At 69.6% G+C, this 23,839-nt stretch carries 15 protein-coding genes; 7 read left to right on the top strand and 8 right to left on the bottom strand.

All coding sequences use genetic code 11. From position 1 onward, the window contains the following. Window positions 1-2 precede the first annotated feature (2 nt). The gene (locus IPN47_26015; GenBank protein ID MBK9411438.1) at window positions 3-308 is read left to right on the top strand and encodes a helix-hairpin-helix domain-containing protein; all 306 of its coding nucleotides are present in this window, start codon (window positions 3-5) and stop codon (window positions 306-308) included. Here the strand turns inward: IPN47_26015 and IPN47_26010 are convergent. The 5 genes from IPN47_26010 to IPN47_25990 form a co-directional block, all read right to left on the bottom strand. Beyond that, the gene (locus IPN47_26010; protein MBK9411437.1) at window positions 305-2,686 is read right to left on the bottom strand and encodes a ribonuclease H-like domain-containing protein; all 2,382 of its coding nucleotides are present in this window, start codon (window positions 2,684-2,686) and stop codon (window positions 305-307) included. The two genes, IPN47_26015 and IPN47_26010, sit on opposite strands and share 4 nt — an antisense overlap. A 5-nt stretch (window positions 2,687-2,691) precedes the next feature. Then, window positions 2,692-3,771 carry a tartrate dehydrogenase gene (locus tag IPN47_26005; protein ID MBK9411436.1) on the bottom strand — a complete coding sequence of 360 codons (1,080 nt, stop codon included), beginning with the start codon at window positions 3,769-3,771 and terminating at the stop codon, window positions 2,692-2,694. A gap of 200 nt (window positions 3,772-3,971) precedes the next feature. Then, window positions 3,972-6,497 (bottom strand): lamin tail domain-containing protein, encoded by a 2,526-nt coding sequence (locus IPN47_26000; protein MBK9411435.1) that lies wholly within the window; start codon window positions 6,495-6,497, stop codon window positions 3,972-3,974. Between the two features lie 133 nt (window positions 6,498-6,630). Beyond that, window positions 6,631-6,894 (bottom strand): hypothetical protein, encoded by a 264-nt coding sequence (locus IPN47_25995; GenBank protein MBK9411434.1) that lies wholly within the window; start codon window positions 6,892-6,894, stop codon window positions 6,631-6,633. Continuing rightward, complete coding sequence (locus IPN47_25990) at window positions 6,891-8,219, bottom strand: aminotransferase class V-fold PLP-dependent enzyme (protein MBK9411433.1); 1,329 nt, start codon at window positions 8,217-8,219, stop codon at window positions 6,891-6,893. Before IPN47_25990 ends, IPN47_25995 begins: the two co-directional genes overlap by 4 nt. A 183-nt stretch (window positions 8,220-8,402) precedes the next feature. On the opposite strand from IPN47_25990, the gene IPN47_25985 reads away from it, so the two are divergent. The 6 genes from IPN47_25985 (at window position 8,403) to IPN47_25960 (ending at window position 20,543) form a co-directional block, all read left to right on the top strand. Continuing rightward, window positions 8,403-9,773 carry a beta-lactamase family protein gene (locus IPN47_25985; GenBank protein MBK9411432.1) on the top strand — a complete coding sequence of 457 codons (1,371 nt, stop codon included), beginning with the start codon at window positions 8,403-8,405 and terminating at the stop codon, window positions 9,771-9,773. A 193-nt stretch (window positions 9,774-9,966) separates the two neighbouring features. Then, the gene (locus IPN47_25980; protein ID MBK9411431.1) at window positions 9,967-12,375 is read left to right on the top strand and encodes a zinc-dependent metalloprotease; all 2,409 of its coding nucleotides are present in this window, start codon (window positions 9,967-9,969) and stop codon (window positions 12,373-12,375) included. 208 nt (window positions 12,376-12,583) lie between these two features. Beyond that, on the top strand, window positions 12,584-13,135 hold the full coding sequence (locus IPN47_25975; protein ID MBK9411430.1) for a sigma-70 family RNA polymerase sigma factor: 552 nt from the start codon (window positions 12,584-12,586) through the stop codon (window positions 13,133-13,135). A 123-nt stretch (window positions 13,136-13,258) separates the two neighbouring features. Next, entirely contained in the window at window positions 13,259-15,997 is a 2,739-nt protein-coding gene (locus IPN47_25970) for a protein kinase (protein MBK9411429.1), read from the top strand. A gap of 171 nt (window positions 15,998-16,168) precedes the next feature. Further along, window positions 16,169-18,475, top strand: coding sequence for a hypothetical protein (locus tag IPN47_25965; GenBank protein ID MBK9411428.1), 2,307 nt, complete (start codon window positions 16,169-16,171; stop codon window positions 18,473-18,475). A 280-nt stretch (window positions 18,476-18,755) separates the two neighbouring features. After that, the gene (locus tag IPN47_25960) at window positions 18,756-20,543 is read left to right on the top strand and encodes an SBBP repeat-containing protein (protein ID MBK9411427.1); all 1,788 of its coding nucleotides are present in this window, start codon (window positions 18,756-18,758) and stop codon (window positions 20,541-20,543) included. Window positions 20,544-20,628: 85 nt separating this feature from the next. Here the strand turns inward: IPN47_25960 and IPN47_25955 are convergent, their stop codons facing one another. From IPN47_25955 to IPN47_25945, 3 genes are all read right to left on the bottom strand, one after another. Beyond that, window positions 20,629-21,048: a VOC family protein gene (locus IPN47_25955; GenBank protein ID MBK9411426.1), complete on the bottom strand. Its 420-nt coding sequence runs from the start codon at window positions 21,046-21,048 to the stop codon at window positions 20,629-20,631. 247 nt (window positions 21,049-21,295) lie between these two features. Beyond that, window positions 21,296-21,748 (bottom strand): hypothetical protein, encoded by a 453-nt coding sequence (locus tag IPN47_25950; GenBank protein MBK9411425.1) that lies wholly within the window; start codon window positions 21,746-21,748, stop codon window positions 21,296-21,298. 248 nt (window positions 21,749-21,996) lie between these two features. Then, entirely contained in the window at window positions 21,997-23,817 is a 1,821-nt protein-coding gene (locus IPN47_25945; GenBank protein ID MBK9411424.1) for an amidase, read from the bottom strand. Between the last annotated feature and the right edge of the window lie 22 nt (window positions 23,818-23,839).

Here is a 23,839-nt window from a genome sequence, read left to right as displayed (position 1 = left end):
AGATGAACCCAGCCAAGGTCGACCGCCGCCACCTGCAGTCGTTCACCGACCTTCCCAACGTCGGGAAGGCCTTCGCCAAGGATCTCGAGCTGCTCGGCTTCACGGCCCCGGCGCAGCTCAAGGGGCAGGATCCGGTGCAGCTCTACGATCGGTTGAGTGAGCTCACGCGCACCCGCCAGGATCCGTGCGTCCTCGACACGCTCATGAGCATCACGCGCTTCATGGATGGGGATCCGCCGCGTGTGTGGTGGGCCTACACCGACGAACGCAAGCACCTGATGGCCGCGCGCGAGGCCGGCGACGCCTAACGCATCGGCGTGAGCACCGCCTGCACCCCCGCCAGCGATGTGCTCCAGAGCGAGGGCTGCTCGGGATCGGCGAAGACCGCGGCGAAGTCTCCCGGCGCGAAGGCGCGCTGCAACCGCGCCGCGTAGGTCTCGCGCAGCACGCGCAGGTAGTGCGTCACGTCGTAGTCGCGGGCATCGTGCGGCGGCACTTCGTCGGCATCGTACTCCCGCACCACGCCGCCGTATCCCGTTGCCGTGCGGTACACGCGCACGCGCTCACCCACGCCCCAGCGCGTGCGCCCGCTCGCCAGGAGCGCTTCGTAGGTGAGCTCGCGCCGCTTGTCGCGAATGGCGGCGTACGCGTCAGGAGTCTTGGTCAGCCGCACGCGAGACGACACCTCGTACGTCGAGTAGCCCCGCTCCCGCAACTTCACCACCGTCGCCACGTACTCGGCGCGCACCCGCTCGACATCGCCGCGCAGCAGGGCCCCCACCGCACGCGCCAGGAAGTCGTTGGCAAACGGTTCGGCGCGACTCGAGCGCAGCGCCACGCCGCGCAGCAGGAGCTTGCCGTCGTAGGTCAAGAGGGCGTAGTTCTTTGGCTCGTGCGACAGCATCGCGGCATAGCGCCCCTCGAACTCGAGCTGCACCAGCGCCGGGAGGAGCGCAGCGACTTCCGCCACCACCCGTCGCTCATCCGCTTCGGTCCACGCTTCGGGGACCGCGAAGTAGACGCCGTCGGTGTCGGCCTCCAGGAGGGTGACGCCGCGCGCCGCGAGTTCGCGGCAGAGGAAGTCGAGCAGCTCACGCCCGCGTCGCGTGACCTCGTTGGCCGCCCCCACATCGGCAAAGCGCGTGAGCCCTCCGCCAGCCGCAAGGTATCCATAGGCCGAGTTGACGACGATCTTCATTGCCGCCGAGATGGCCTCCTGCGTGAAGCGCTCGGGCGAACCGGCGGGGAAGCGCCGGGCCAGCGCCTTGGCGTCGAGCCGCTGCCTGACGAGTCCATCGACGAGGGCGAGCAGCGCCTGCAGGTGGTCGCGCGCGGGGCCGATGCGATAGGCGCGCATGAGCGACGGATACAGCGAGGCCACGTCGGCCTTGACCACGCGCTGTGCGACGCCGGCGGCAAACAGGTGGAGCGCGGCGCCGGTGTGCTCGATGGCCGGGGCGGGGGCGTGGGCGGGGAGTGCGACCCCCGCGCGCAGGTACGCGCGCACCAGCAAGGGATCGATCACCCCCGTGGCGGCGCCGGCGTCGGCGAGGCGCTCGTAGCGGCGTGGCGCCATGCGCGCGAGCGCGAAGGCGGCACCGCCCAACAACTGCGACAACCCCGCCACCTCCTCCACGTCGGACGTTGCATACCGACGAACGCGATCGGGGTCGCTCTGATAGACGGTGAAGATGCGCTCGCCGCGGATCTCGACGCGGTCGTCGCGCGCGAGGCCGAAGTGGCGCGCGACCGCCTTGAGCCCGTGGCCGGGGAGGTCGCGCGCCGAGAAGTCGTGGCGGCGCACGGCGTCGAGCGTGTCGATGAGCTCACGGCCGGGAATGACATAGCGGATGCGGCGCGAGGCGTCGTCCTCGCGCGCCACGCCGCGCATGGCCCCACGCTCGCGAAAACCGGGCGACCCGATGCGCCCGAGCGCGAGCGGGACCTTGAGGCGCCGGGCGCGCTGGTGCAGGAAGGGGAGGTCGAAACCGTGCAGGTTGTGGTTCTCGATCACGTCGGGATCGGCGTGGGCAATCGTCGCCACGAGCGTACGGATGAGCGACGCCTCGCCCGCGTCGTCGACGCTCGGCGCCTCCAGCACCTCGACTGCACCTGACGGATGCCGCACCGCGACCATGAAGATCCGGTCGCGCGACGCATCGAGCCCCGTCGTCTCGAGGTCGAACTGCAACCGGTGCAGCTGGTCGAAGGTGAGGTTGCGGAAGTAGGTGCGCCCGGTGGCGACCAGGTACTGCTCCTCGGGTGAGAGGGCGAGCACCTCGGCGTCGCCCAGGTCGCGCACGTGGCGCACGCGCTGCCCCAGCCGGCGCGACGCTCCCTGCAGCACGGCGTTGGTGATCGTGGGGAGGTCGTGGGCGCGGACCAGGTAGCGCAATTCGCCGTTCCCCTCGAGCTCGCGCCAGGTCACGTGCCCGGCACCGCGCGCCGTGCCACGCCCTGCGGGGACGAGATGGTCGCCCAGGTGGCGCAGGTCGTCGAGGCGCGCGAGCAGGAGCCACGGGCGAAAGCGCACGTTCTCGCGCACGAGCATCCCGGTGTCTGGGAGCCGGCGCCAGATCGCCACGCGCCCGCTCGCTTCGCCCCACACCGAAACGATCCCCGGCGTCGGGTCCCACCCCCAGAGCCAGTCGTCGTGCGGCGCTGGCCGTGCCGACTCGTCAGGCACGCGTGCTAGATGGCGGCGGCGATGGCCTTCCCCATCTCCACCGTCGACGCTGTCCCTCCCATGTCGCGCGTGCGCGGCGCCGCGGGATCGGCGAGCACGCGCTCGATCGCTGCGACGATCTCTGCCGCCGCCTCGGCGTGCCCCAGGTGGTCGAACATGAGCGCCCCCGACCAGATCATCCCGATCGGGTTGGCAATCCCCTGGCCGGCGATGTCGGGAGCCGAGCCGTGCACGGGTTCGAACAACGACGGAAAGCGATGCTCGGGATTGATGTTGCCGCTGGGCGCGATCCCGATCGTCCCCGTGCACGCGGGCCCGAGGTCGGAGAGGATGTCGCCAAACAGGTTGCTGGCCACGACGACGTCGAACCAGTCGGGGTGCAGGACGAAGTGGGCCGTGAGGATGTCGATGTGGTACTTGTCGACGCGCACGTCGGGGAAGTCCGCCGCCATCGCGACCACCCGCTCGTCCCAGTACGGCATGGTGATGGCGATGCCGTTGCTCTTGGTCGCCGAGGTGAGGTGGCGCTTGGGGCGGCGCTGGGCGAGGTCGAAGGCGTAACGCAGCACGCGGTCGACGCCGGTGCGCGTCATCACCGTCTCCTGCATCACCATCTCGCGATCCGTCCCCTCGAAGATGCGGCCGCCGATGCTGGAGTACTCGCCTTCGGTGTTCTCCCGCACCACGTAGAAGTCGATGTCGCCAGGTGCACGATTGGCCAGCGGCGACGGGACGCCCGGCATGAGGCGGCACGGGCGCAGGTTCACGTACTGGTCGAAGGCGCGGCGGAACTTGAGGAGCGAGCCCCAGAGCGAGATGTGGTCGGGAACGGTGGCGGGCCAGCCGACGGCACCGAAGAAGATCGCGTCGAGCGGGGCCAGTTGCGCGTGCCAGTCGTCGGGCATCATCGCGCCGTGCTCGAGGTACCAGTTGCAGCTGGCCCACGCCTTGTGCTGCCAGTCGATGGTGATGCCGTGGCGCCGGGCCACGGCATCGACGACACGAATTCCCTCGGGGAGGACTTCGACGCCGATCCCGTCGCCGGGGATGGCGGCAATGTGGTAGTGTGCGCGGGGAGCGGTCATGACGGGACTGGCGTGGGCGGAAGGCGCCCGATCGACAGCACCCGGACGCCTATGCGCGCGCGCGCACGGAATTGAGCGAGGGGGCGGAAGCGGGGCACGCGCTCAATCTGCACGCGTGCGCCCGCTCCGTCACTGCCTGTGCAACTGCCTCTGCTACTCCCCGTGGCGAGCGAAGGCGACCGCCCGCCAGTGCGCCGTGATTACGGTAGTCGCCTCGGCACCGTGAAGGGTGACAGGAGCGATGACGAAATCGCACCGCACGGTATGGAGGCGGCGCGGATTGCATGCCCACCGGTCTCGCTATCGTCGGCCCAGAAGACGGGCTTTCGTCCCGCGACGCACTCCGCCCCGGGGGCGAAGGCAAAGCCCTCGTTGTTGATATTCGGCATCGTGGTTGGACGGGCGAATCGACGCGGTGCGAGGAAGGTCCCGCGCGTGGATGATCCGGCCGCGACATCGAGCTCCAGCACGCCGGCGATGTTGCCGCACCCGTCATCGCAGGTGGCCCACAGGTACCCGGTTTCGCGGTCGTACTCGAGCCCCATCACTCCCGGGTAGCCGGTGGTGATGGTGGCGACGCGCGTGAAGCCGTTGGTGACGTGATTGAGCGCGTAGGCATAGATCGTCCCGTTGGCTTCGACGCCGACGAAGAAGAGGCCCGTGCCGTGGTCCGGGTAGTCGGACGGCGCGTACGCGCGTCCCTTGGATTCGTCGCGGAAGCCGCGGGCGACGAGCATGGAGTCTGGGATCCAGGTGATCGCCTCGATCCCGAGGTTGGCGCCGACGGCCGGGAGGTCGCCGGTGATGTTCCAATCGTTGGTGGCTCGCAGCGTCGCGCCTGCCTGGGCGGGGTCGAAGCGAAGGATGCTGTTGCGGCTGACGGAGTTGGCGGCGTTGTTGCGCTCACTCGCGACATAGAGGCCACCGGTCGAGCCGGTCCCCGCGAACGTGACGCCTTCGGCGTCGGCGTCGCCCGTGTTGTCGGTGTAGCGCAGCCCCTTTCCACTCCCCCACCCGTTGGCGGTGTCGGGCGTCCAGGTCCCGCCGCGCGACACGAGGCGGAAGAGCGCCCCCGGACCGTTCCGCGCCGCCCACAGCACCGCCGGCTGCGCGCCCGCGGCGGGCTCGTACGTCAGCCCGCTCATGTTCCCGCCGAAGACGCTCGTCCCGTCGACGGTGCGCACGTCGTCGCTCCCCGGCCAGGTCGCGGCCGGCGTTCCGCCGCCGCCCCCGCCGCCGCCCCCGCAATCGTTCGGTGCTCCCTTGGTCGGGGCCGATGTGGTGGTGAAGGTGCCGGTCCCGTCGGGGCAGCGCCCGTACGTCGTGGTGGCGTGCGCGGTCCAGGTGTAGCTGTCGAGCAGCGCCCCGTTGCGGTCGTACAGGCGCGCGGCGTCGGCGGCACCTAGGCCAAAGCCGAGCACCGTCTCCTCGATGACGTAGATGCCGCCAGGCGCAATCGTCGTCCCGGCAGGAAGCGTTGTCGTCCGCGTGTCGTCGTTGTCCTTCACCAGGAAGCCCGACAGGTCGAGCGGCGTGAGCCCGGTGTTGTACAACTCGATCCAATCACCGGGAACGCCGCCGCTCGACTCCACCTCGTTGATCTTCACGGCGGCCCGGCAGTCGTTGGCGCTCCCCTTGGTGACGGCCGTGGTGGTGGTGAAGCCACCCGACCCGTCGGGACACCGTCCGTAGCTGGTCGTCGCGTGCGCCGTCCAGCTGTAGCTGTCGATCAGGACGCCGGAGGCATCGTACAGGCGGGCGGCATCGGCAGCGCCCAAGCCGAAGCCGAGCGTCGCCTCCTCGATGAGGAAGAAGGCCCCGGGGGCGATCGTCGAGCCCGCGGGAAGGCGCGTGGTCCGCGTGTCGTCGTTGTCCTTGACCAGGAAGTTCGAGAGGTCGATGACCGTCGTCCCGGCGTTGTACAGCTCGATCCAGTCGCCCGGCGTCCCGCCGTTGGACTCGACTTCGTTGACCTTCACCATGGGACGACAATCGTTGGCCTCGCCCTTGGTGACGCTGGTGGTCGTCACGAAGCCGCTGCTCGCCGTGGGGCAGCGCCCGTAGGTCGAGGTCGCGTGACTGGTCCAGCTGTACTGGTCGACGGGGACTCCAAATCTTGACAGCAGGCGCACCTCGTCGGCCGCGCCGAGCCCGAAGTCGAACAGCGCTTCCTCGGCGACGAAGTAGCCGCCGGGCGGGATCACCGTCCCTTCGGGGAAGCGAAAGGTGCGCGTGGAGTCGTTGTCGCGCAGACGCCAGCCCCCGATGTTCACCGAGGCGGCGGTGGGATTGTAGAGTTCCACCCAGTCACCCGGGATGCCGCCGTTGGACTCGACCTCGTTGATCCGCACCGCTGGCGCGACGGTGACGGTGAGCGGCTGCTGCGCGGTCTTTCCGTCGACCGTCGCGGTGATCTGCGTGGTGCCGCCGCCGGTCGCCGTCACGACACCGTTGGAGGTGATCGTGGCGACCGTCGCGCTGCTCGACGTCCACGTCACGGTCCCCACCGTCAGTTGGTTGCCCGATTGGTCGAGCCCCACAACGGATGCCGTCGCGGTCTGGCCCGCTTCCATGGAGGCCGCAGTCACCACGACGGAGAGCGTTGTGAGCGTGGGGGATGTCGGGGCGACGGGAGCGCCCGGCTCGTCGTCGCCGCACGCCGCGGCGCTCACCGCGAGCAGTGTGAGCAACAGGGCGCGCGTGGCGGTGGCGAAGCGGGGGGGCATGGCGAGACGGAGAGGGGGGTGAGACGCGTTCGGCGTCCGTCGTCGCGTCGCGACTCGGGACCCTCCGAATCGCGAATGCTCCCTCTCGGTTGTCTCGGTGACGTCAGCGCCCGGTCACGGGGAGGTCACCTCGTCACTCGTTGATGGCGACCGGCTCTCTGTGGTGCCCGCGGACCGTCGTGGCCACATCGCGAAAGGAAAACTCGGTGATGCCGGTGTCCGCCGCCTGCCGGACGGCCGGAAGCCCCGTGTCGAGGGAGAAGCGCCCGGGGCTGGGGACGCAGGTCATGTGGTCTGTGATCGCGTCGTTCCCCAGCGTCGATTCTCCCACGGCGTTGCAACTGGCGATGACGGGCAGCAACGCACCGCCGGTGGCACGCGTACAGCGAGCCCTCATCGTGCGGCGAGCACTCGCAGCGCCGCGACCAACCGGTCCGCATCGGCCGGGGCGTTGTACAGCGCCGGCGTGACGCGCACGCAATCGCCCTTCGCCAGCCCCGTCCGCGGGAAGGTGAAGATCCCGAAGTCGTCGAGCAGCGTGCGGGCGATCCCCTGGTTGAACTCCCGATCGCCGCGCCCTTTGAGGCGGAAGGCGGTGAGCGACCCGACCATGCGCGGGTCGTCGGGGGTGAGAATGTCGACTCCAGCGACCTGGCGCGCCGGGATCGCCCAGCGATCGCGCAGGAAGCGCAGGCGCGCCGACTTGGCCTCGATCCCGATCGACGCGTGGAAGTCGAGCGCGTCGGGGATGGTCATGACGATGGCGAAGTGTGTCGTCCCCGTGTGGATGCGCGAGTTGATGCTGGTGATGGGGGCGCTCTCGTCGGCGTGCGCGCGGTCGATGCGGTCGAGCTTTCCCTGGCGAATGTAGAGCGCGCCGGCCCCTACGGGGGCGCCGATCCACTTGTGCAGGTTGATCCCGACGAAGTCGGCGCCGAGGTCGGCGAGCGAGACCGGGATCTGCCCGAACGAGTGCGCCGCGTCGACGACGACGTCGACGCCGCGTGCGTGGGCGAGGGCGGTGATCTCCTTCACGGGGATGACGAGCCCCGTCTTGTTGTTGCAGTGCGTGAGGAGGAGCAGCTTGGTGCGCGGGTTGGCGTCGAGCGCGGCGGCGTAGGCGGCGATGACGTTGTCGTAGGTGGCCGGCTCGGGGATGTCAAAGCGCGCGACCGTCGCGCCTGTGCGCTGGGCGAGCGCGTTCATCGCCCACTGCATGGCGTTGTAGTCGAGGTCCGCGTAAAGCACCGTCTCGCCGGCCTTCACCCCGTTGTATTGGCCGATGAGTGCTTGCAGTGCCTCGGTGGCGCCGCGGGAGAGGGCGACCTCGGAGGGCTGGGCGCCTAACGCTGCCGCCACCCGGTCGCGCGCGCCGGCGAAGAGGGCCGGGTACTCTCGGCGCGCGAAGTACGAGCTGGCGCGGTTGGCGCGGTCGATGTGGCGGTGGTAGGCCTCGAGGACTGGCGTTGCCATCATGCCGAAGTAGCCCGCCTCGAGGTTCGTCGTCCCGCCGAGCACGCGATAGCGGGCGGCGACCTTGCGCCAATACCCTTCGTCGCGCGCGGCCTCGTCGGGGTGTCCTAGGGGCGGCGCGAGCGGTTCGCGGAGGAGCGCGCGCGCTTCGCCCTCATCGAGCGGCGCGGCGGCGGCGGGGACGGAGGCGGCGAGCGAGGCGGCGGAGGCCAGCGCGGCGCTGCGGACGAAATCGCGGCGAGTGGACATGCGGAGAGTATGTGCCGGTTGCAGCGCGGGGGACAGTCGGGGGGGGCGGCCGGTGGGTGCGCCGGTGGTGCGCCGACGGCCTGATGGTGCAATTGGGGAGCGGGAGTGTGACGCGGCCGCCAGTCGGGGCGCATATTGTGCCCCGTGATTCGGCTCGCCCCACCCTCACGCCAGGCTCGTTCGATGAGATCCAGTCTACTTGCCGTCGCGGCGCTCGTGGCCGCCCCCCTCGCCGACTCCGCGCTGGCGGCGCAGGGCGCCTCGCGCCCCGCCCTCGTGGCGCGCATCGACTCGATCATGAATGCCGCCATCGCTGGCGGGCAGGTGGTCGGTGCCTCCATCGCCGTCGTGCGCGGGCGCGACACCATTGCCGTGAAGGGGTACGGCAAGGCCAACCTCGAACTGGGCGTGGCCACGCCGCCTAACGCCATCTACGAGATCGGCTCGGTCACCAAGCAGTTCACCGGCGCCGCGATTATGCAGCTGGTGGAGCAGGGGAAGCTCTCGCTCGACGACGACATCTCGAAGTGGGTGCCGCAATTCAACACCAAGGGGCGTCGCATTGCCGTCCGCCGCCTGCTGGACCACACCTCCGGGATCCGCGGCTACACCGAGATCCCCGAGGCGCGCGCCCTCATGCCGTTCGCCCTCGCCAAGGATTCGATCCTGCAGGTGATCGCAAAGTGGCCATACGACTTCGAGCCCGGCGAGGAGCAGATCTACAACAACTCGGCCTTCTTCCTCGCGGGGATGATCGTGGAGAAGGCGAGCGGGAAGTCGTACGCCGACTACGTGAAGAAGCACCTCTTCGAACCCGCGGGGATGACCGCGTCGCACTACTGCAGTGACGTCACCATCACGCCCAACAAGACCACCGGCTACGACTGGGGCGGCAGCAACGGCCCGATCCAGAAGCGCCCGCTGAGCCACGTCTGGCCGTATGCCGCCGGCTCGTTATGCAGCACGGCGCGCGACCTGGTGGCGTGGAACACCGCGCTGCACCGCTCGCGCACGATCCTCGGCGCCGACGCCTACCGCCAGTTGACCACGCCGGACACGCTCAACGACGGGACGCGCGTGGGCTACGCGAAGGGGCTCGCCTTCACGCCGGTCGTGGGGCACCGCTCCATTCACCACGGGGGCGGGATCAACGGATGGACGTCGGACAACCTCTACTTCCCCGACGATTCGCTGAGCATCATCGTGCTGTACAACGTCTCGGGGCCTTCAGGGCCGTCGGAGACCTCGGAGGCGATCGCCGAGGCAGTGCTCGGGCGAAAGGCGGTCACGTCGACGCCGATCGTGGGAGAGGCGAGTCGTTATGCGGGGACATTCACGGGGCGCGGGCGCGGTGGGCCGCAGTCGCTGACGATCGTGGTCGAGAACGGCGCCGTGTCGGCGCAGTTCCGTGGCAGCAAGCGGATGCTGACCCATGTGGGGAACAACACCTTCGTCTGGGGCGGCGTCCGCTTCGTCTTCACCGACAGTGCGGGGACGATCACGGCGGTGCGCCTGGACGGTGGTTCACAGAACAACATGCTGAAGCGCAAGTAGCGTCCTCTGTGATCCCCCGTGAAGCCCCCGTGAACCCCCGTGTAGAGCTTTGACACGGGGGGCACGGGGGTCACACGGAGGATCACGGGGGAAACGGCCAGCGATCTCGCCCGGGCAAACGTTGAAGAGACGGCGACATCTGAGTCTGCGCCTCCTGAACTGCTCGCACATCCTGCCACTCCAATCAACCCTCATGCGTCACACCCTGCGACTCGGCGCGGCTGCCGCGCTGGCTTTCGGCATCACGGCGGTAGCGCCACGCGTGCTTTACGCCCAGGAGCGTCCCTTCATCGGCGTGCGCGTCGATGCAGACCGCAACAAGGTCCTGCTCGAAGTCACCCCCGATCGCATCGGGAAGGACTTCCTGCACCAGACCGTCCTTGCCACGGGTGGTGGTGTCGGGGCGCTGGGACTCGACCGTGGACAGACCGGGGGGAGCGCCGTCGTGCGCCTCGAGCGACGCGGCAAGCGGCTCGTCCTCGTGCGCGACAACTGGAGCGTGCGCGCGTTAGGCGCCGACGAGGCGGGGATGCGCGCGGCGCGTGAGGCCTTCCCCACGTCGGTCGTTGCCTCCTTCCCGATCGAAGGGGAGGCCAACGGGACGGTGACCGCCGACGCGACGTCGTTGTTTCTGTCGGATACGTATGGCATCGCCGAGTCGGTGCGCCGATCGCAGGGAGGCAACGCGCGGGTCGACGCCAACCGCAGCTGGATCGACGCGGCGCGCACCCGGGGCTTCCCGCTCAATACCGAGATCCACGCGGTGCTGACCTTCGGTGTCGACAACCCCGGCGCGGTGCTGCGGCGTGCCGCGCCCGACGCGGCGTCGCCGACCTTCGAGCTGCACCACTCGCTCGTGGCGCTCCCCGAAGCCAACGGGTGGCGCCCGCGCGAGGCCGATCCGCGCGCCGGATTCTTCGGCCCGCGCTTCTTCGACTTCGCCCAGACGTTCCAGGGGACGTACGGCGACGGCTACATCAACCGGTGGCGCCTCGTCCCGAAGGATCCGGCGGCGTACGCGCGCGGTGAGCTGGTCGAGCCGGTGAAGCCCATCATCTACTACCTCGATCCCGGGATCCCCGAGCCGTATCGCACCGCGCTGCGCGAAGGGGGGAACTGGTGGGGGAAGGTGATGGAGGGCGCGGGATTCAAGAACGCCTTCAGCGTGCGCGACCTGCCGTCGGGGGCCGACCCCATGGATGCGCGCTACAGCATGATGTATTGGATCCACCGCAATGGCCCCGGCCCCAGCGTCGGTCCGTCGCTGAGCGATCCGCGCACGGGCGAGATCCTGCGCACCGTGGTGCGCATGGACGCGTGGCGGTCGCTGGTCGACTACAACATCTATGCAGGGATGCTCCCGGCCGCCGGTCCCAACGGGCTCAACGTGAGCGCCGAGGCGTTCGCCATGTCGCGTCGCCGGCAGCACGCGGCGCACGAGATCGGGCATACGATCGGGCTCTCGCACAACTACATCGCCCATTCACAGGGGCGCACGAGCGTGATGGACTATCCCTTCCCGCTCGTGACGGTCGATGCGAAGGGGAACCTGGACCTCTCCAAGGCCTACGCGCCCTTTGCCGGGGCGTGGGACTCGCTGGCGATCCGCTACGGCTATCGCTGGTATCCCGACGAGGCGAGCGAACGTGCCGGGCTGGCGAAGACGGTCAAGGAGATGCTCGATCGCAACGTGCGCTTCGTCGCCGACCAGGATGCGGGAGCCGAGGGCTCGATCCCCGAAGTGACGCGCTGGGTGGAAGGGAAGACGATGTTCGACGCCGTTGAACGGACTGCCGGGGTGCGCAAGCTGCTCATCGACAAGTTCGACGAGCGTGCCATCAAGCCGGGTGAGCCGATGTACCTGCTCAACATGCGCTTCACGCATGTGTACCTGCACCACCGCTATTCGTTGGAGGGATTGATCAAGAACATCGGCGGGATGGACTTCCGTTACGCGATGCGCGGCGACGGGCAGATCCCGACGACGATCATTCCGGCGGCGCAGCAGGAGAAGGCGCTGGGCATGGCGCTCGACGCCTTGGAGCCCGCGGCGCTCGCCGTCCCGGAGCGCGTGATGAAGCTCATTCCCCCCGTGCCGTTTGGCGGGGACGATGCGCTGGCGTGGATCGGGTCGGCCGGTGGCACGTCATTCGACCAGATCTCGCTCGCGGGCGGCCTCGCGACCGAGGTGATCGAAGGGATCATGCACCGTGAGCGCCTGGCGCGCGTGGCGCAGTTCTCGGCGCGTGATGCGTCGTTGCCGACGCTGGCGCAGGTGCTGCATGGCGTGGTCGAGCGTACGTGGGGGGCCGCCGCGAGCGGGGAGCCTAACGATCAGGCGTTGCGGCGCGCGGTGCAACGCGTGGTGCTCAACACGCTCCTCGACCGCGCCGGCGACAAGCAGGCGCTGGCGGACGTGCGGCAGGGGGCCGAGTGGGAGCTGCAGCAGCTCGACGCGGCGATTGCGGCGATGAGTGGTGGAGCGCCGGCCGACCAGGCGCTGCGGGCGAGTGCACGGCGGGAGATCGCGCGCTACTTCGCCGGCGAGGATGAGCCGGCCAGCCGGTCGCGCTTCCAGGTGATTCCGCTGCCGTGGCCGTGAGGTAGGCGAGCGGGGCCGTGCACCGGTCGGGGCGGCAACTGGGGTCAGCGTCATCGAGAATCTCGTTCGATGACGCTGACCCCACTGCGCTCGATGTGCCTCACGCGCTTACGCGCTTCGCGGGCGCCGGGATTGTCGCACTAGCGCCGCACGTCTAGCGCCGTTCCCCCGGCGGCCGCACCTTCGGGACGAACCGGGGGAATTGCACATGACGGCGACGTCGAACCCACCAGTACTGGACGTGTTCGTCCCGCAACTCTACGACGAGTTGCGTGCCATGGCGCATTGCCACCTGCGGGGTGAGCGCAGGCCGCACACGCTGGGGACGACTGCACTCGTCCACGAGGCATGGCTGCGCCTGTCGGCACAGTACGGGCTGCCTCGCGAAGACGTCCCCCGCTTCTTCGCCGCGGCCTCCAACACCATGCGGCGCGTCCTCGTCGATCATGCTCGTCGCCGGCATCGACTCAAGCGTGGCGCCGGCGGCGAGCAGGTCTCGCTCGAGGAGGCGGAGGAATCGCTCTTCCTGAGCGAGTCGGAGGCGGACGAGCTCGTCGCGCTCGATGACGCACTCGAACGACTGGGGCGCGTGAGTGCGCGTGGCGTCGAGGTCATCCAGCACCGCTTCTTTGGCGGGCTCTCCGTGGAAGAGACGGCCCAGCTGCTCGGCGTCTCGACCAAGACGGTTCAGCGCGAGTGGGTCTCGGCGCGCGCCTGGTTGCGAAAGGAGATCGCGCGCGACCTCGGTTTCATGACCTGATTGCTGGACGCCGCCCCTGCGTGTCCCCTGGCGAGCGCGTCCGGCGCCAGAACTCGTGAGGGAATGCGCAGGTCGCCGCCCTCATCACCCACGCCGCCGAACCACCCCGATCCCTCGTTGCTCGTGTCGCTCACGTCCGCGCAGTGGGAACGTCTTTCCATCGCCTTTGCCGATGGGCTCGAGCTTGCCCCCTCCGAGCGTCGTGGAGCGATGGAGCGTGCACTTCACGATGACGTGGCGCTCCTCCACGAGGGGCTCGAGATGCTCGGCGCGCACGAGGACGCCGGAGAGTTGCAGTTCGAACGGCGGTTCGTTGCACCTGCCGAAGCCACGACGCACGGGAGCCTGACCCCGGGTACGCACGCGGGGGCCTATCGCATCGACGCGTTGCACGCTGAAGGGGGGATGGCCGAGGTGTATCGTGCCGAGCGCGTGACCGGTGGCTTCGGACAGACGGTGGCCCTCAAGGTCCTGCGCCCCACGCTGCGTTCGGCCGAGTTCACGCGCCGCTTCGAGGCAGAACGGCAATTGCTAGCGCGCCTGGTGCATCCCGACATCGTCCCGATCCTCGACGGTGGCGAGACGGCGGACGGGCGCCCGTTCCTGGTGATGCCGCTCGTGGTCGGCGAGCCGATCACCACGTACGTGCAGCGAGGTGTGCAGCCGCTCGATGCTCGGCTGCGCCTCTTTGGCCGTGTAGCGGCAGCGGTGCAGTTTGCCCACGCGCGCCTGGTGGTGCATCGCGACCTCAAGCCGTCCAACATCCTGGTCGATACGGACGGCGGGATACACCTGCTCGACTTCGGCATCGCCAAGCTGCTCGATGACGACGCGTCACCATCGGGCTCCGAGCGGCGCACCCGCACGAACGTGCGCCTCCTCACGCCCGAGCACGCCGCGCCGGAGCAGTTGGCCGACGAGGGGGTGACGACGGCAACCGATGTGTATGCGTTGGGCATCCTGCTCTTCGAGCTGCTCACGGGGCGCCGTCCCTGGCAGCGCGGTGTGCAGCAGGGCCGCTCGCTGGAGCAGGAGATCCTGCACGGCACGCCTCCGTCGCCGAGTGCGGTCGTGGGGGATCGAGCCGTGGCTCGGCAGCTGCGCGGCGACCTCGATCGCATCGTGCTCATGGCGCTGCGGCGCGAGCCCGAACGACGCTACCAGTCGGCGGGGCAGTTCGGCGAGGACGTGCAGCGCTATCTGGACGGGATGGCGGTGATGGCCCAACCCGACCGGGTCGGGTACCGTGTGCGCAAGTTCCTCGGGCGAAACCGGAGCCTGGCCATCGCGGGGGCGCTCCTGCTGGCTACGCTCGCCACGTCGTCGGTGGTGGCAACGCTGCAGGCGCGGCGCCTCACGCGCGAGCGCGACCGCAGCGAGCGTGAGCGCGCCTCCGCCGAAGCGGCCATCGCGCTCCTCACCGACCTGTTCGATCGGGCCAATCCGCTGCTCGTACCGCGTGGCGACACCATGCGGGTGGCGGCGCTGATCGACGATGGAGAACAGCGCGTGGATGCGCTCACCGCGCAGCCCGCGGTTCAGGCGCGCATGTGGCGCGTGCTCGGGCGCATGCGGCTGGCACGCGGCGAATACCTTCGCGCGAAGGCGCTCCTCGAGCGCGCGTGGCAGTCGGCACGCCGTCAGGCCGGGACGGACGATCACGTGGACGTGGCGGGCGCCTATCACGACCTCGCGCGCGCCACGCTCTTCGTCGACGGGAGCGACGCCGCGCGGCCGATGCTGCTGGCGTCGCTCGCGCGGATGCGCCGTCTCCCCGGCGTGGCCCAGGGCGACGTGGTCGCTGCGTGGCAGGACCTGATCGGCGTGACGAACGATCCGTCGCGACACCGGGCCCTCCTCGATACGCTGTCGGCGGTGCGGCAGGTGCGCACGCACGACGATTCGTTGCAACTGGCGGGGACCTTCAATGCGCTCGCGGGCCGGTGGCTGTCGTTGCGCCCGCGGGAGGCGCAGTCGCTGTACGAGGCATCTCAGACCCTCGTCGAGCGCCTCCTCCCCGCAGGGCACCCGATCCGCCTGACCGTGCTTCGCAACCTCACGGTGGCCCTCACCAACTCGGGTGACTATCACCGGGCCGACTCGCTGACCCGGGTGACCATGGCGTTGAGCGCTGCGGGGGGCACCGACGACGCCGGGGCGCCGTCGCGATCGGTCACGCAGCTGGCCAACTACGCCGTGCTGCGCGCACACCTTGGCGACCTGGACGTCGCCGACTCGCTGGGGCGCGAGGCGCTGGACATCTACCGGGCCACGCGCTCCAGCCGCCACGACGAGGTGGGGAATGCCCAGCGCAACCTGGCCCTCATCGCCGCGGCCCGGGGGAGACATGCCGAAGGGCTGGCGCGCTTCGATACCGTGATCGCCTGGCACCGGGCGGCGCCGACGTCGGCGCCGCCGCCCGAGGCCATCGCCTTCATTGAACTGCAGCGGGCACGCATCCTGTTAGGCATGGGGCGCACGGTCGAGGGGGCGCGCGCCATCGACGATGCCGACCCCGTCCTGCGTTTGCACCTGCCGCCGTTGCACCTGTACCGCGCCGAGCTGGAGTTCTGGCAGGGGATGAGCGCGTTGGCGCGTGGAGACGCCGCGACGGCGGTGGGGCGGTTCGACTCGGCGAGCGCCCTCTTTGCGCACGCACTCCCGTCGACGCACCCATCCGTCGCCGGCGCGCGTTGCGGGCACTTCGTGGCGAGCGTGCGCGCGGCACGTCCGCTCGGCGCCGGAGCTGCGTCGCCAACACGCCCGTCGGAAAGCGAGGGGGAGAGTTGCCGGCGCTACGCGACGTGGGGAATGGCCGACCGGTTGCTCGTCACCTGGAGCCGCGACGCCCTCGCGCGCTGACCCCACGCGAGGCGAAGGCGGCCGAGTGCGTCCCGTCGCGCGCCTCGATGTCCGCTCGGCGCCCCGTCCGGCGCCAGAAGCTGCAGGGAGCCTCGACAGGGCGAGGCCTCCTGACGGTTCCTGGCGGAGGGAGCAATGGACAAGGCGCGGTCCCGGGCGAGGTCGACGGTGGTGTCGCAGGGCGTACGGCATCCGATGGTCGTCTTCCTGCTGGTGTGGGGGGCGGTAGCGCAGGGGTGCTCCGCCGTACCGACGGAGGCGACGCGCAAGTTGGCGATTGGGCCGGACGCCCCATCCGCTGCCGTCTTCCCCGTTCCGTTGTACTGCACGCACTACTGGAAGTCCGGGGTCTCCGGGGTGATCGACGACAGCACCAAGTGGTCCCCGGCTACCCCGATCACCGCCGACGACACGTTATGCATCGTCGCGCCCGGAACGTACGAGGTCTCGCTGACCGCTGACGGTGGCGGAACCGCTGCGCTGCAGATCGGTGGCCCCTCGAGCAACGTCACCGCGAAGTTCTTCGACCAGGGGGTCTCGGGGGACGCATGGATCCTGCTGCGGGCGGGAAGTACGCTGGTGCTCGATTCGAGCTCGCTGTTTTCCAATCGCATCACGATCGAGGGGACGCTGACACTCAACGCCTCGTGGCTGTTCGCGGATACCGTCGTCAACGACGGCACCATTGCCTGCGTCGGTGGCAGGAGCGGAGCCGCGACGGACGATGGTGGCGTCTTCGAAAACCGCGCCTCCATCAGGTCGGACAGCCTGTGCCTCCTCATCGCCGACCACGGGCGCATTCGGCAAACCGGCGGCAGCATCACGGGTGCCTCGCCAGTCGTGGTCATGGGTGAAGGTGCGTTCGAGTGGAGCGGGGGAACCCTGGGAGCGCAGGCCAACGCGCCAACCGAGAGCGTGGTACAGGTGATCGCCGATACGCTCGTCCTCGGGAATCTCGCGCTGGCCGGCACGATCGAGATGGCGCCCCTGGTCAACGGGACGATCCGGGGCTCGGTCGGGGCTGGCGTTCACCTCGACGTGGGTGGATCGGCCGACTCGGTCCGATTCGTCGTGCCGCAGGCGCTGTTCACCAACGCGGGGACGATCGAGCTGCGACGCACGGGAGGCCAGTTGCCGTACGAATTCCCGCCGATGGTCAACAGCGGGACGATCAATGTTGTGGAGCCCTCGACCATCCTCACCGACAGCCTGCGCAACGTGGGGACGGGACAGATCGTGCTGTCGGACGACCTCCGATTCGCGCGCGCGGGGAGCACGCTCAGCAACGAGGGGACCATCGCGCGCACTGTCGCCAGCGCCGAACTCGTGATGCGTCCCACCACCACCTTCCGCACCCGCGCCTCTGGCGTGATGACCGGCGAGCTGGTGCTCGATCGCGCGACGCTCACCGGCGTGGGACAGGTCGGCAACGTCGTGTCGTTAGGTGGCACGGTGGCGCCCGGCGTGGGACTCGGGACGATCACGGCGAAGTCCGTCACCCTCGATCCGGCTTCGACCCTGGCTGTCGATATCGGCGGAACCAGCGCGGGGAGTTACGACCAACTGGTCGTGACGGGGGGCATTCACTACGGCGGCACGCTGAGCATCCGGACCCTCGTGACGTTCGCCGGTGGCGCGTGCGGCCAGGTGGTGCCGAGCATCACCGACAACTCCGTGGTGCCACGCGGCGCGTTTACCACCGTCACGGGCCTGGGGGCGCAGGGGCCGGGGCGTGAGTGGCGGGCCTACAATCCCAAGGGCACCTACAACGTGGTGGGCTTCAACCCTGACGAGGTGGTGCACTTCACGCGCTCGTCGCTGTCCGTGGCAGAGGGTGGAGTGAGCGATACGTTGCAGGCGTGTCTCGGGCGCACGGCCCCGACCGCGGCGGTGACGGTGAACCTCCCCGCCTCACTGGGGCAGGTGACGGCGACGCCAGCGGTCTTTTCCCTCACCGACTGGGTGCTACCCCGTACCATCACCACCAGCGCGATTGACGACGCCGTCGTCGAGGCGCCGTTGGTCGATGTGCTGGCCGCCACCACAAGCAGTGCTGATGCAGCGTACAACGCCCTCGCCCTCGTCCACCCGACGGTCAGCGTCACCGACAACGACGGCAGCGCCGACGTAGTCGTCACCTATCGCGAGATACCCGCCACGATCCTCGCCGGGCAGTCGTTCACCTTCGGCGTGCAGGCGACCAACAACGGTCCCACGGCGATCACCGGTGGCACGCTCGCGATGTCGGGCGCGGTGGGCTTCACCATCACGAGTGTGAGCGGGGCGGGGTGCAGCTGGACGGCGACGACGATGAGCTGTCCCTTGACCGCGCTCGCCGCGGCGGGGAAGCAGACCGTCTTCGTCACCGCCACCGCCGGGGCGGCGGGCTCATACGCCAACACCGCGACCGTCGCCGGTCATCAACCCGACCCACTGTCGACCAACAACACGGTCACGCACGTCTTCGTCGTGCAGTAGGCACAAATCCCGGTACTCCTCTCCGTGACGCGCGGGGGCCCCGGAACTTCCGGGATACCTCGCGCGTCACGTCGTTCATCGGCGCACCTTCGTCGCGCTGCCGGGTAGCACTGCTGTCGCCCGTCGCGGCGGCCCCTCCCGGGCCACGCGGTGACACCCTGCCCTGGCGTGCGGCCCGCAGGTGTGACCCGTGTCACGCCGCGTGGTTCACGGGGTTCCCCTAGATTGCAGAAGCCGAATGCCGGCTGCTCCTTGAGCCGCCGGACCGCGAGGATATCGAATGCCCCTACTGCCGCCCGACCGCTTCCGCCTCATGCCCCCGCTCGTCGTCGTCCTGTGTGCCCTCATTGCCGCCAGCTGCAGCGGCGACGACAACGGCACCGGCGTCCCCAATCCCACCGTGGTCGTCGCGGCGTCGGTCACCATCTCGCCGAGTGCCGTGGCGCTCATCGTCCCAGACTCGGTGCAACTCACCGCGGTGGTGCGCGACGGCAACGGCATCGTCATGCCGAATGCGTCCGTGAGTTGGAGCGTGGGCAACGCCCAGACCGCTTCGGTCTCGGCCAACGGCATGCTGCGCGCGCTGCAGGCTGGGGGCACGACCGTCACCGCGGCCAGCGCACCGGCGAGCGGGCAGGTGAACGTGACGATCGGTTCGCCGACCTCCAACGCGCCGTATCGCCCCAATCTCATGACCTACCTCGGCGGCAACGACAGCGACATGCCGCGCGATGTCACCGTCGACGCCTCCGGCAACGTGGTCGTGGTCGGCAACGCGGCGTCGACCAACTTTCCGGTGACCGCCGGGGCCTACGACCAGACTCGCGATTCCGGATTCAATCCGCCCTCCGACGCCTTCATCTCCACCTTCACCCCCGGCGGCACGCTGCTCTGGTCCACCTACCTCGGCGGCCCCGGCTACGAGCGCGCCTACTCGGTCGAGACCGACGCGCAGGGTTTCGTGTACGTGGGCGGACGGGCGGGGGCCGGCTTCCCGGTGACGGCGGGGGCGTTCCAGACGACCTTCGGCGGCGGCAGCACCTCCAATTTCTATGGTCCGCAGGACGCCTTCGTCTGCAAGCTGCTGCCTAACGGCTCGGCGCGTGTCTGGTGCAGCTACTTCGGGGTGGGCGATGATGGCATCGCGCGCGACCTCGCGATCGATGCGCAGGGAAACGTGTACGTCGTCGCCTGGACCAACACGGGCGGCTTCCCGGCAGCCTGGTTCACCAACGCCTACCAGCGCACCAAGGCGGCCGGGTTCGACGTGGTCGTCGCCAAGATCAAGGCCGACGGGAGTCAGGTGCTGTGGGCCACCTACCTCGGCGGCGCTGGCGACGACAGTGGTACGCCCGCCATTCGCGTCGACCCGAGCGGCAACGTCCTCGTCCTGTTCGCCACCACGTCCACCAACCTCCCCACGCCTAACGGTGCCGACGCCACTCTGGGCGGCGCGGGCGACCAGTTCCTCGCCAAGCTGAGCCCTGACGGCTCGACGCTGCTGTACGGGACGTACATCGGCGGCAATGGACTCGAGGCGTCGGAAACGCACGGCCTCGCGGTCGACCCGCAGGGGAACGCCGTCGTCGTCGTCGCCACCAGCTCGACCAACCTCGCCACCACCCCCGGCGCGTACCAGAGCCAGTACGGCGGCGGCCCCTTCGACGTCGGGATCTGGAAGGTGTCGCCGACCGGGCAGTTCCTCGCGGTGAGCTACTACGGCGGGGCCGCGTCCGATGCCATCCAGGGCGTGTCTACCGACGCCCAGGGGAACATCTTCTTCTCGGCCACCACCGAGTCGGCCAACATTCCACTCACCGTTCCCGGGGGAGTGGGTGGTGGTGAGGATGTGGTGGCGGTGAAGCTCTCCAGCGACGCGACGCGCCTCATGTTCGCACAACGCTTTGGCGGAAGCGGGGACGATGTCGCGCGCGCCTCGTGGTTCGGACCGCTGAATCAGTTCGTGCTCGTCGGTCAGACCGACTCGCCGAACTTTCCGCTGCTCAACGCACCGTTCACGCGAATCGGTGGATCGCTCGACGCCTTCGTCGTTCGGTTGATTCCGTAGCCGGCGCGGCGATGGAAGACGCGGACGGGCGCGGCCTCCGAAAGGGGCCGCGCCCGTCTTGCATGCGCGTGCCTGCGCTGCCGCGCTACGCCGGCTGCTTCTCGCAGTTGAACATCCACGACACGCCGTACCGGTCGATCACGGCGCCAAAGAGCGCTCCCCACGGCGCATCACTCAACGGCTGAAAGACGGTGCCGCCGTCGGCGAGGATCTCGAAGCTCCGGCGCGCCTGTGCCTCGTCGTTCATGTGCAGTGCCACGTTCACCGCACCGGCCGGGGGCGGCGGCGCGGCGCCTGGGCCATCGCTCAGCATGAGTGTCCCGTGCCCGGCCTTGAGTTCCGCATGCATGACGTTGTTGCGGAGTGCCTCGGGACAGTTGGGGTTGTTGTCGCCAAATCGCTGCAGTGACGTGGTGGTCGTGCCGAGCGCGTGCTGGTAGTGGGCGATGGCCTCGTCGGCTCGGCCGTTGAGGATGAGGTAGGGGGTGGCGGCGAGGATCGACATGGGATGCGAGGGGAGAGTGTCAGAGGGGGCCCCGGAGAGGGGGCGAATATGCATCAGCTCTTCTGACTCCACGAGGGCGCGATTCTCATCGGCGGGTGCGCTCGGCGAGGGGTGGGGCGCCCCCCGCGAACCTCCGTGAATCCTCCGTGCCCCTCCGTGTCAAAGCTCCAGGCGGAGGATCACGGAGCGCACACGGAGAGCACGGACGAAACCGCAGACGCCCCGCGCGGAGCGGGCGTGCCCATCGCTACGGCTGGCCCCGCAGCAGCGTCGCCAGCTCCGCCGCCTCCCGAAAGAGCCGCTTCTCGTCGTCCGACAGCGTCTTGTCGAAGACGCGTGGGCCGCCCGCCAGCTGCATGGTCACGTTCGCGCTCCCGGCACGCACGATGGCTCGGATGATCGCATCGCCATCGTTGCCGCGATACGACACCGCCTCCGACACGTAGTCGTCGTCCTGCCGCCGGTTCCGGTTGCGCTCGCCGAGGCTCGAGGTGCGCTGGATCGTCCGGCGCGACACGTCGCGGCTGGTCGCCGGCAAGGGGGCGGTGCGCAACTCCTCGTCGCCAATGCGCACGATCACGTGGTCGTGGTAGATCCAGTCGCGGTCACGATAGATGCTGCGCAGGAAGAGCGTCCCCCGTGACGTCACCACCGGCTCGATGCGCTTCCTCACCAGGGAGCCCACGACGCCATCCTTCATCGAACACACGAAGTCGCCTGCAGTCCCAACCGACACGCAGTCGAATGAGCGCTTGAGCTGCGCGATGCGCGCCGATGCTTCCTGCGCGTTCAGCGTTCGCTCGACCCCAACGCCCGCCGTGGCAGCTGCCGGTGCCACAGCCGGCGCGCCCCCCGCGGACGATGTCGCCCCGCCACTCGCGCACCCAACCAGCAGGGCCGGCACCGCGAGCCACGTCGTCGCGCGTCGTGCGCCCTCGATGCGCCGCCTCACAGCGCGGGGCGCCTGAGGTGGATCCCCGACTTCAGCTGCAGCTGGTGCGCCACACCGAGGATGCGATCGTCCTGGTAGAGCGCCCCCACGATGGTCGCGCAGATCGGTTGCGGTGCGAGTGGCGGGGCCTTCTGCGTCGTATCGACTTGCGCGCGCGGGCCGAACTGCTGCACCGGTGGCACGTCGAACTTGTAGGGGAAGACGACGCAGGGATGCCCCGTCTGTGCGTTCGCCCCGACGTCCGCCGACGGTGCGCCGACGAACATGTCGAGGTCGCGCATGAACTCGCCCCACCTGGAGATGAGCACGTAGCGACGCCGCTGCGCCTGGATGAAGTCGAACCCCCTCGTCAGGCGCCCGTTGACGAAGCGCGGGTTCCAGTCGGCGGGGGCCATCGGGTTGGCAGGTGGCGCGTTAGGTGCCGGTGTCGGCGGCGGTGCACCTGGCGGAGTCGCCGGGCGCTCGGGGAGCGCGGTGAGGTCGAGCCCCACCTCCTTGGCCTTGCGCTGCACGTACGAATCGAAGGCGGCCGCATACTCCACGCCGAGCCCGCCCCCGGCCATCCCCGGCACCGTGGGGCGGGCCCCGATCTCCTTCGGCTGCATCCCCAGGTCGCGCAGTGCCACGACCAACTCCCTGGGGGCGTTCGGGTCGACACCAAGGCGGATCGCCCCCAGGCACAGCGCCCGATCGAACTGGAACGGCGTCGTCACTGTCGATGGGTCCTTCTCGTCCACGCCGTGCAACACGTTGAAGACCATCGCGCAGTCCTCGACCGTGCGGCAGATGGGGCCGACGCGGTCCTGCGACCAGGCCAGCACCATCCCGCCGTGCCGGCTCACGCGCCCGAAGGTGGGGCGCAGCGCACTCACCCCGCAGCGAATCGACGGCGAGACGATCGACCCCGACGTCTCCGTTCCGATGGCGAAGGCGACGCACCCGCCCGCCGTTGCTGACGCCGGCCCCGCCGACGAGCCGCTCGACCCTTGCGAGAGATTCCACGGGTTGTTCGTGCGCCCACCGAACCACCAGTCGTTCTGCGCAAAGAGCCCCGTCGACAGCTTGGCGATGAGCACCGCCCCGGCCTCGCGGAGCCGCACGACGATCTCCGCGTCCTCGTCGATGACGCGATCCTTGAAGTCGGCCGCCCCCCACGTCGTCGGCACCCCCTTGGTGGAGAAGAGGTCCTTCACGCCGTACGGGAGCCCGTGCAGCGGCCCGCGCCACTTCCCCGCGGCGATCTCGGCATCGGCACGCCGCGCCTCGGCGCGCGCCTGCTCGGCCATGATCGTCACCGCGCAGTTGAGCGTGCCGTTCAGCCGTGTGAGGCGCTCCAGGTAGAGTTCCGTCAGCTGCACCGACGTGACCTTGCGCGCGCGCAGCAACGCCGAGAGGCGATGCGCCGGGAGGAAGGCGAGGTCTTCTGGAGCAGACGGTATCGTCCCAGACCACTTGGGGACGGAGAACTCCGCGCGATCGAAGGCGGCGCGCCCCCGCTCCCTGGCCAACCGCTCCAGCACCGCCCCCGTCCCCCCGGGATACGGCTGGAACTGCAGCGCTGGCGCTTCGCCGTTGCCCAGCGGAAAGGGCGGCAGCTGCGGCTGCTGCGCCTGCGCGCGACCGGCTGTCCCTTGCGCCCGGAGCGCCGAGGCGCCGCCGAGCGTGCTCGCTGCCGCCGCAACGAGCGAGGCGAAGATGAAGTGGCGCCGGTCGATCTCGCTGGCGCCACGCCAGGCGTGGTTCGCTCCACCCAACCCGTAGTCGGCGGCCGCGAGTTCGGCCTCCATCTCCTCGAGCAGCTCGTCAGGCGTCGACATCCAAAGCACTCCTGCAGGGTGG

This window comes from Gemmatimonadota bacterium (assembly GCA_016719105.1).
In the GTDB taxonomy this organism is placed as follows: Bacteria; Gemmatimonadota; Gemmatimonadetes; order Gemmatimonadales; family Gemmatimonadaceae; genus SCN-70-22.
Note: the sequence above shows the minus strand (reverse complement) of the source record. Positions and strands in the feature narration are given on the sequence as shown.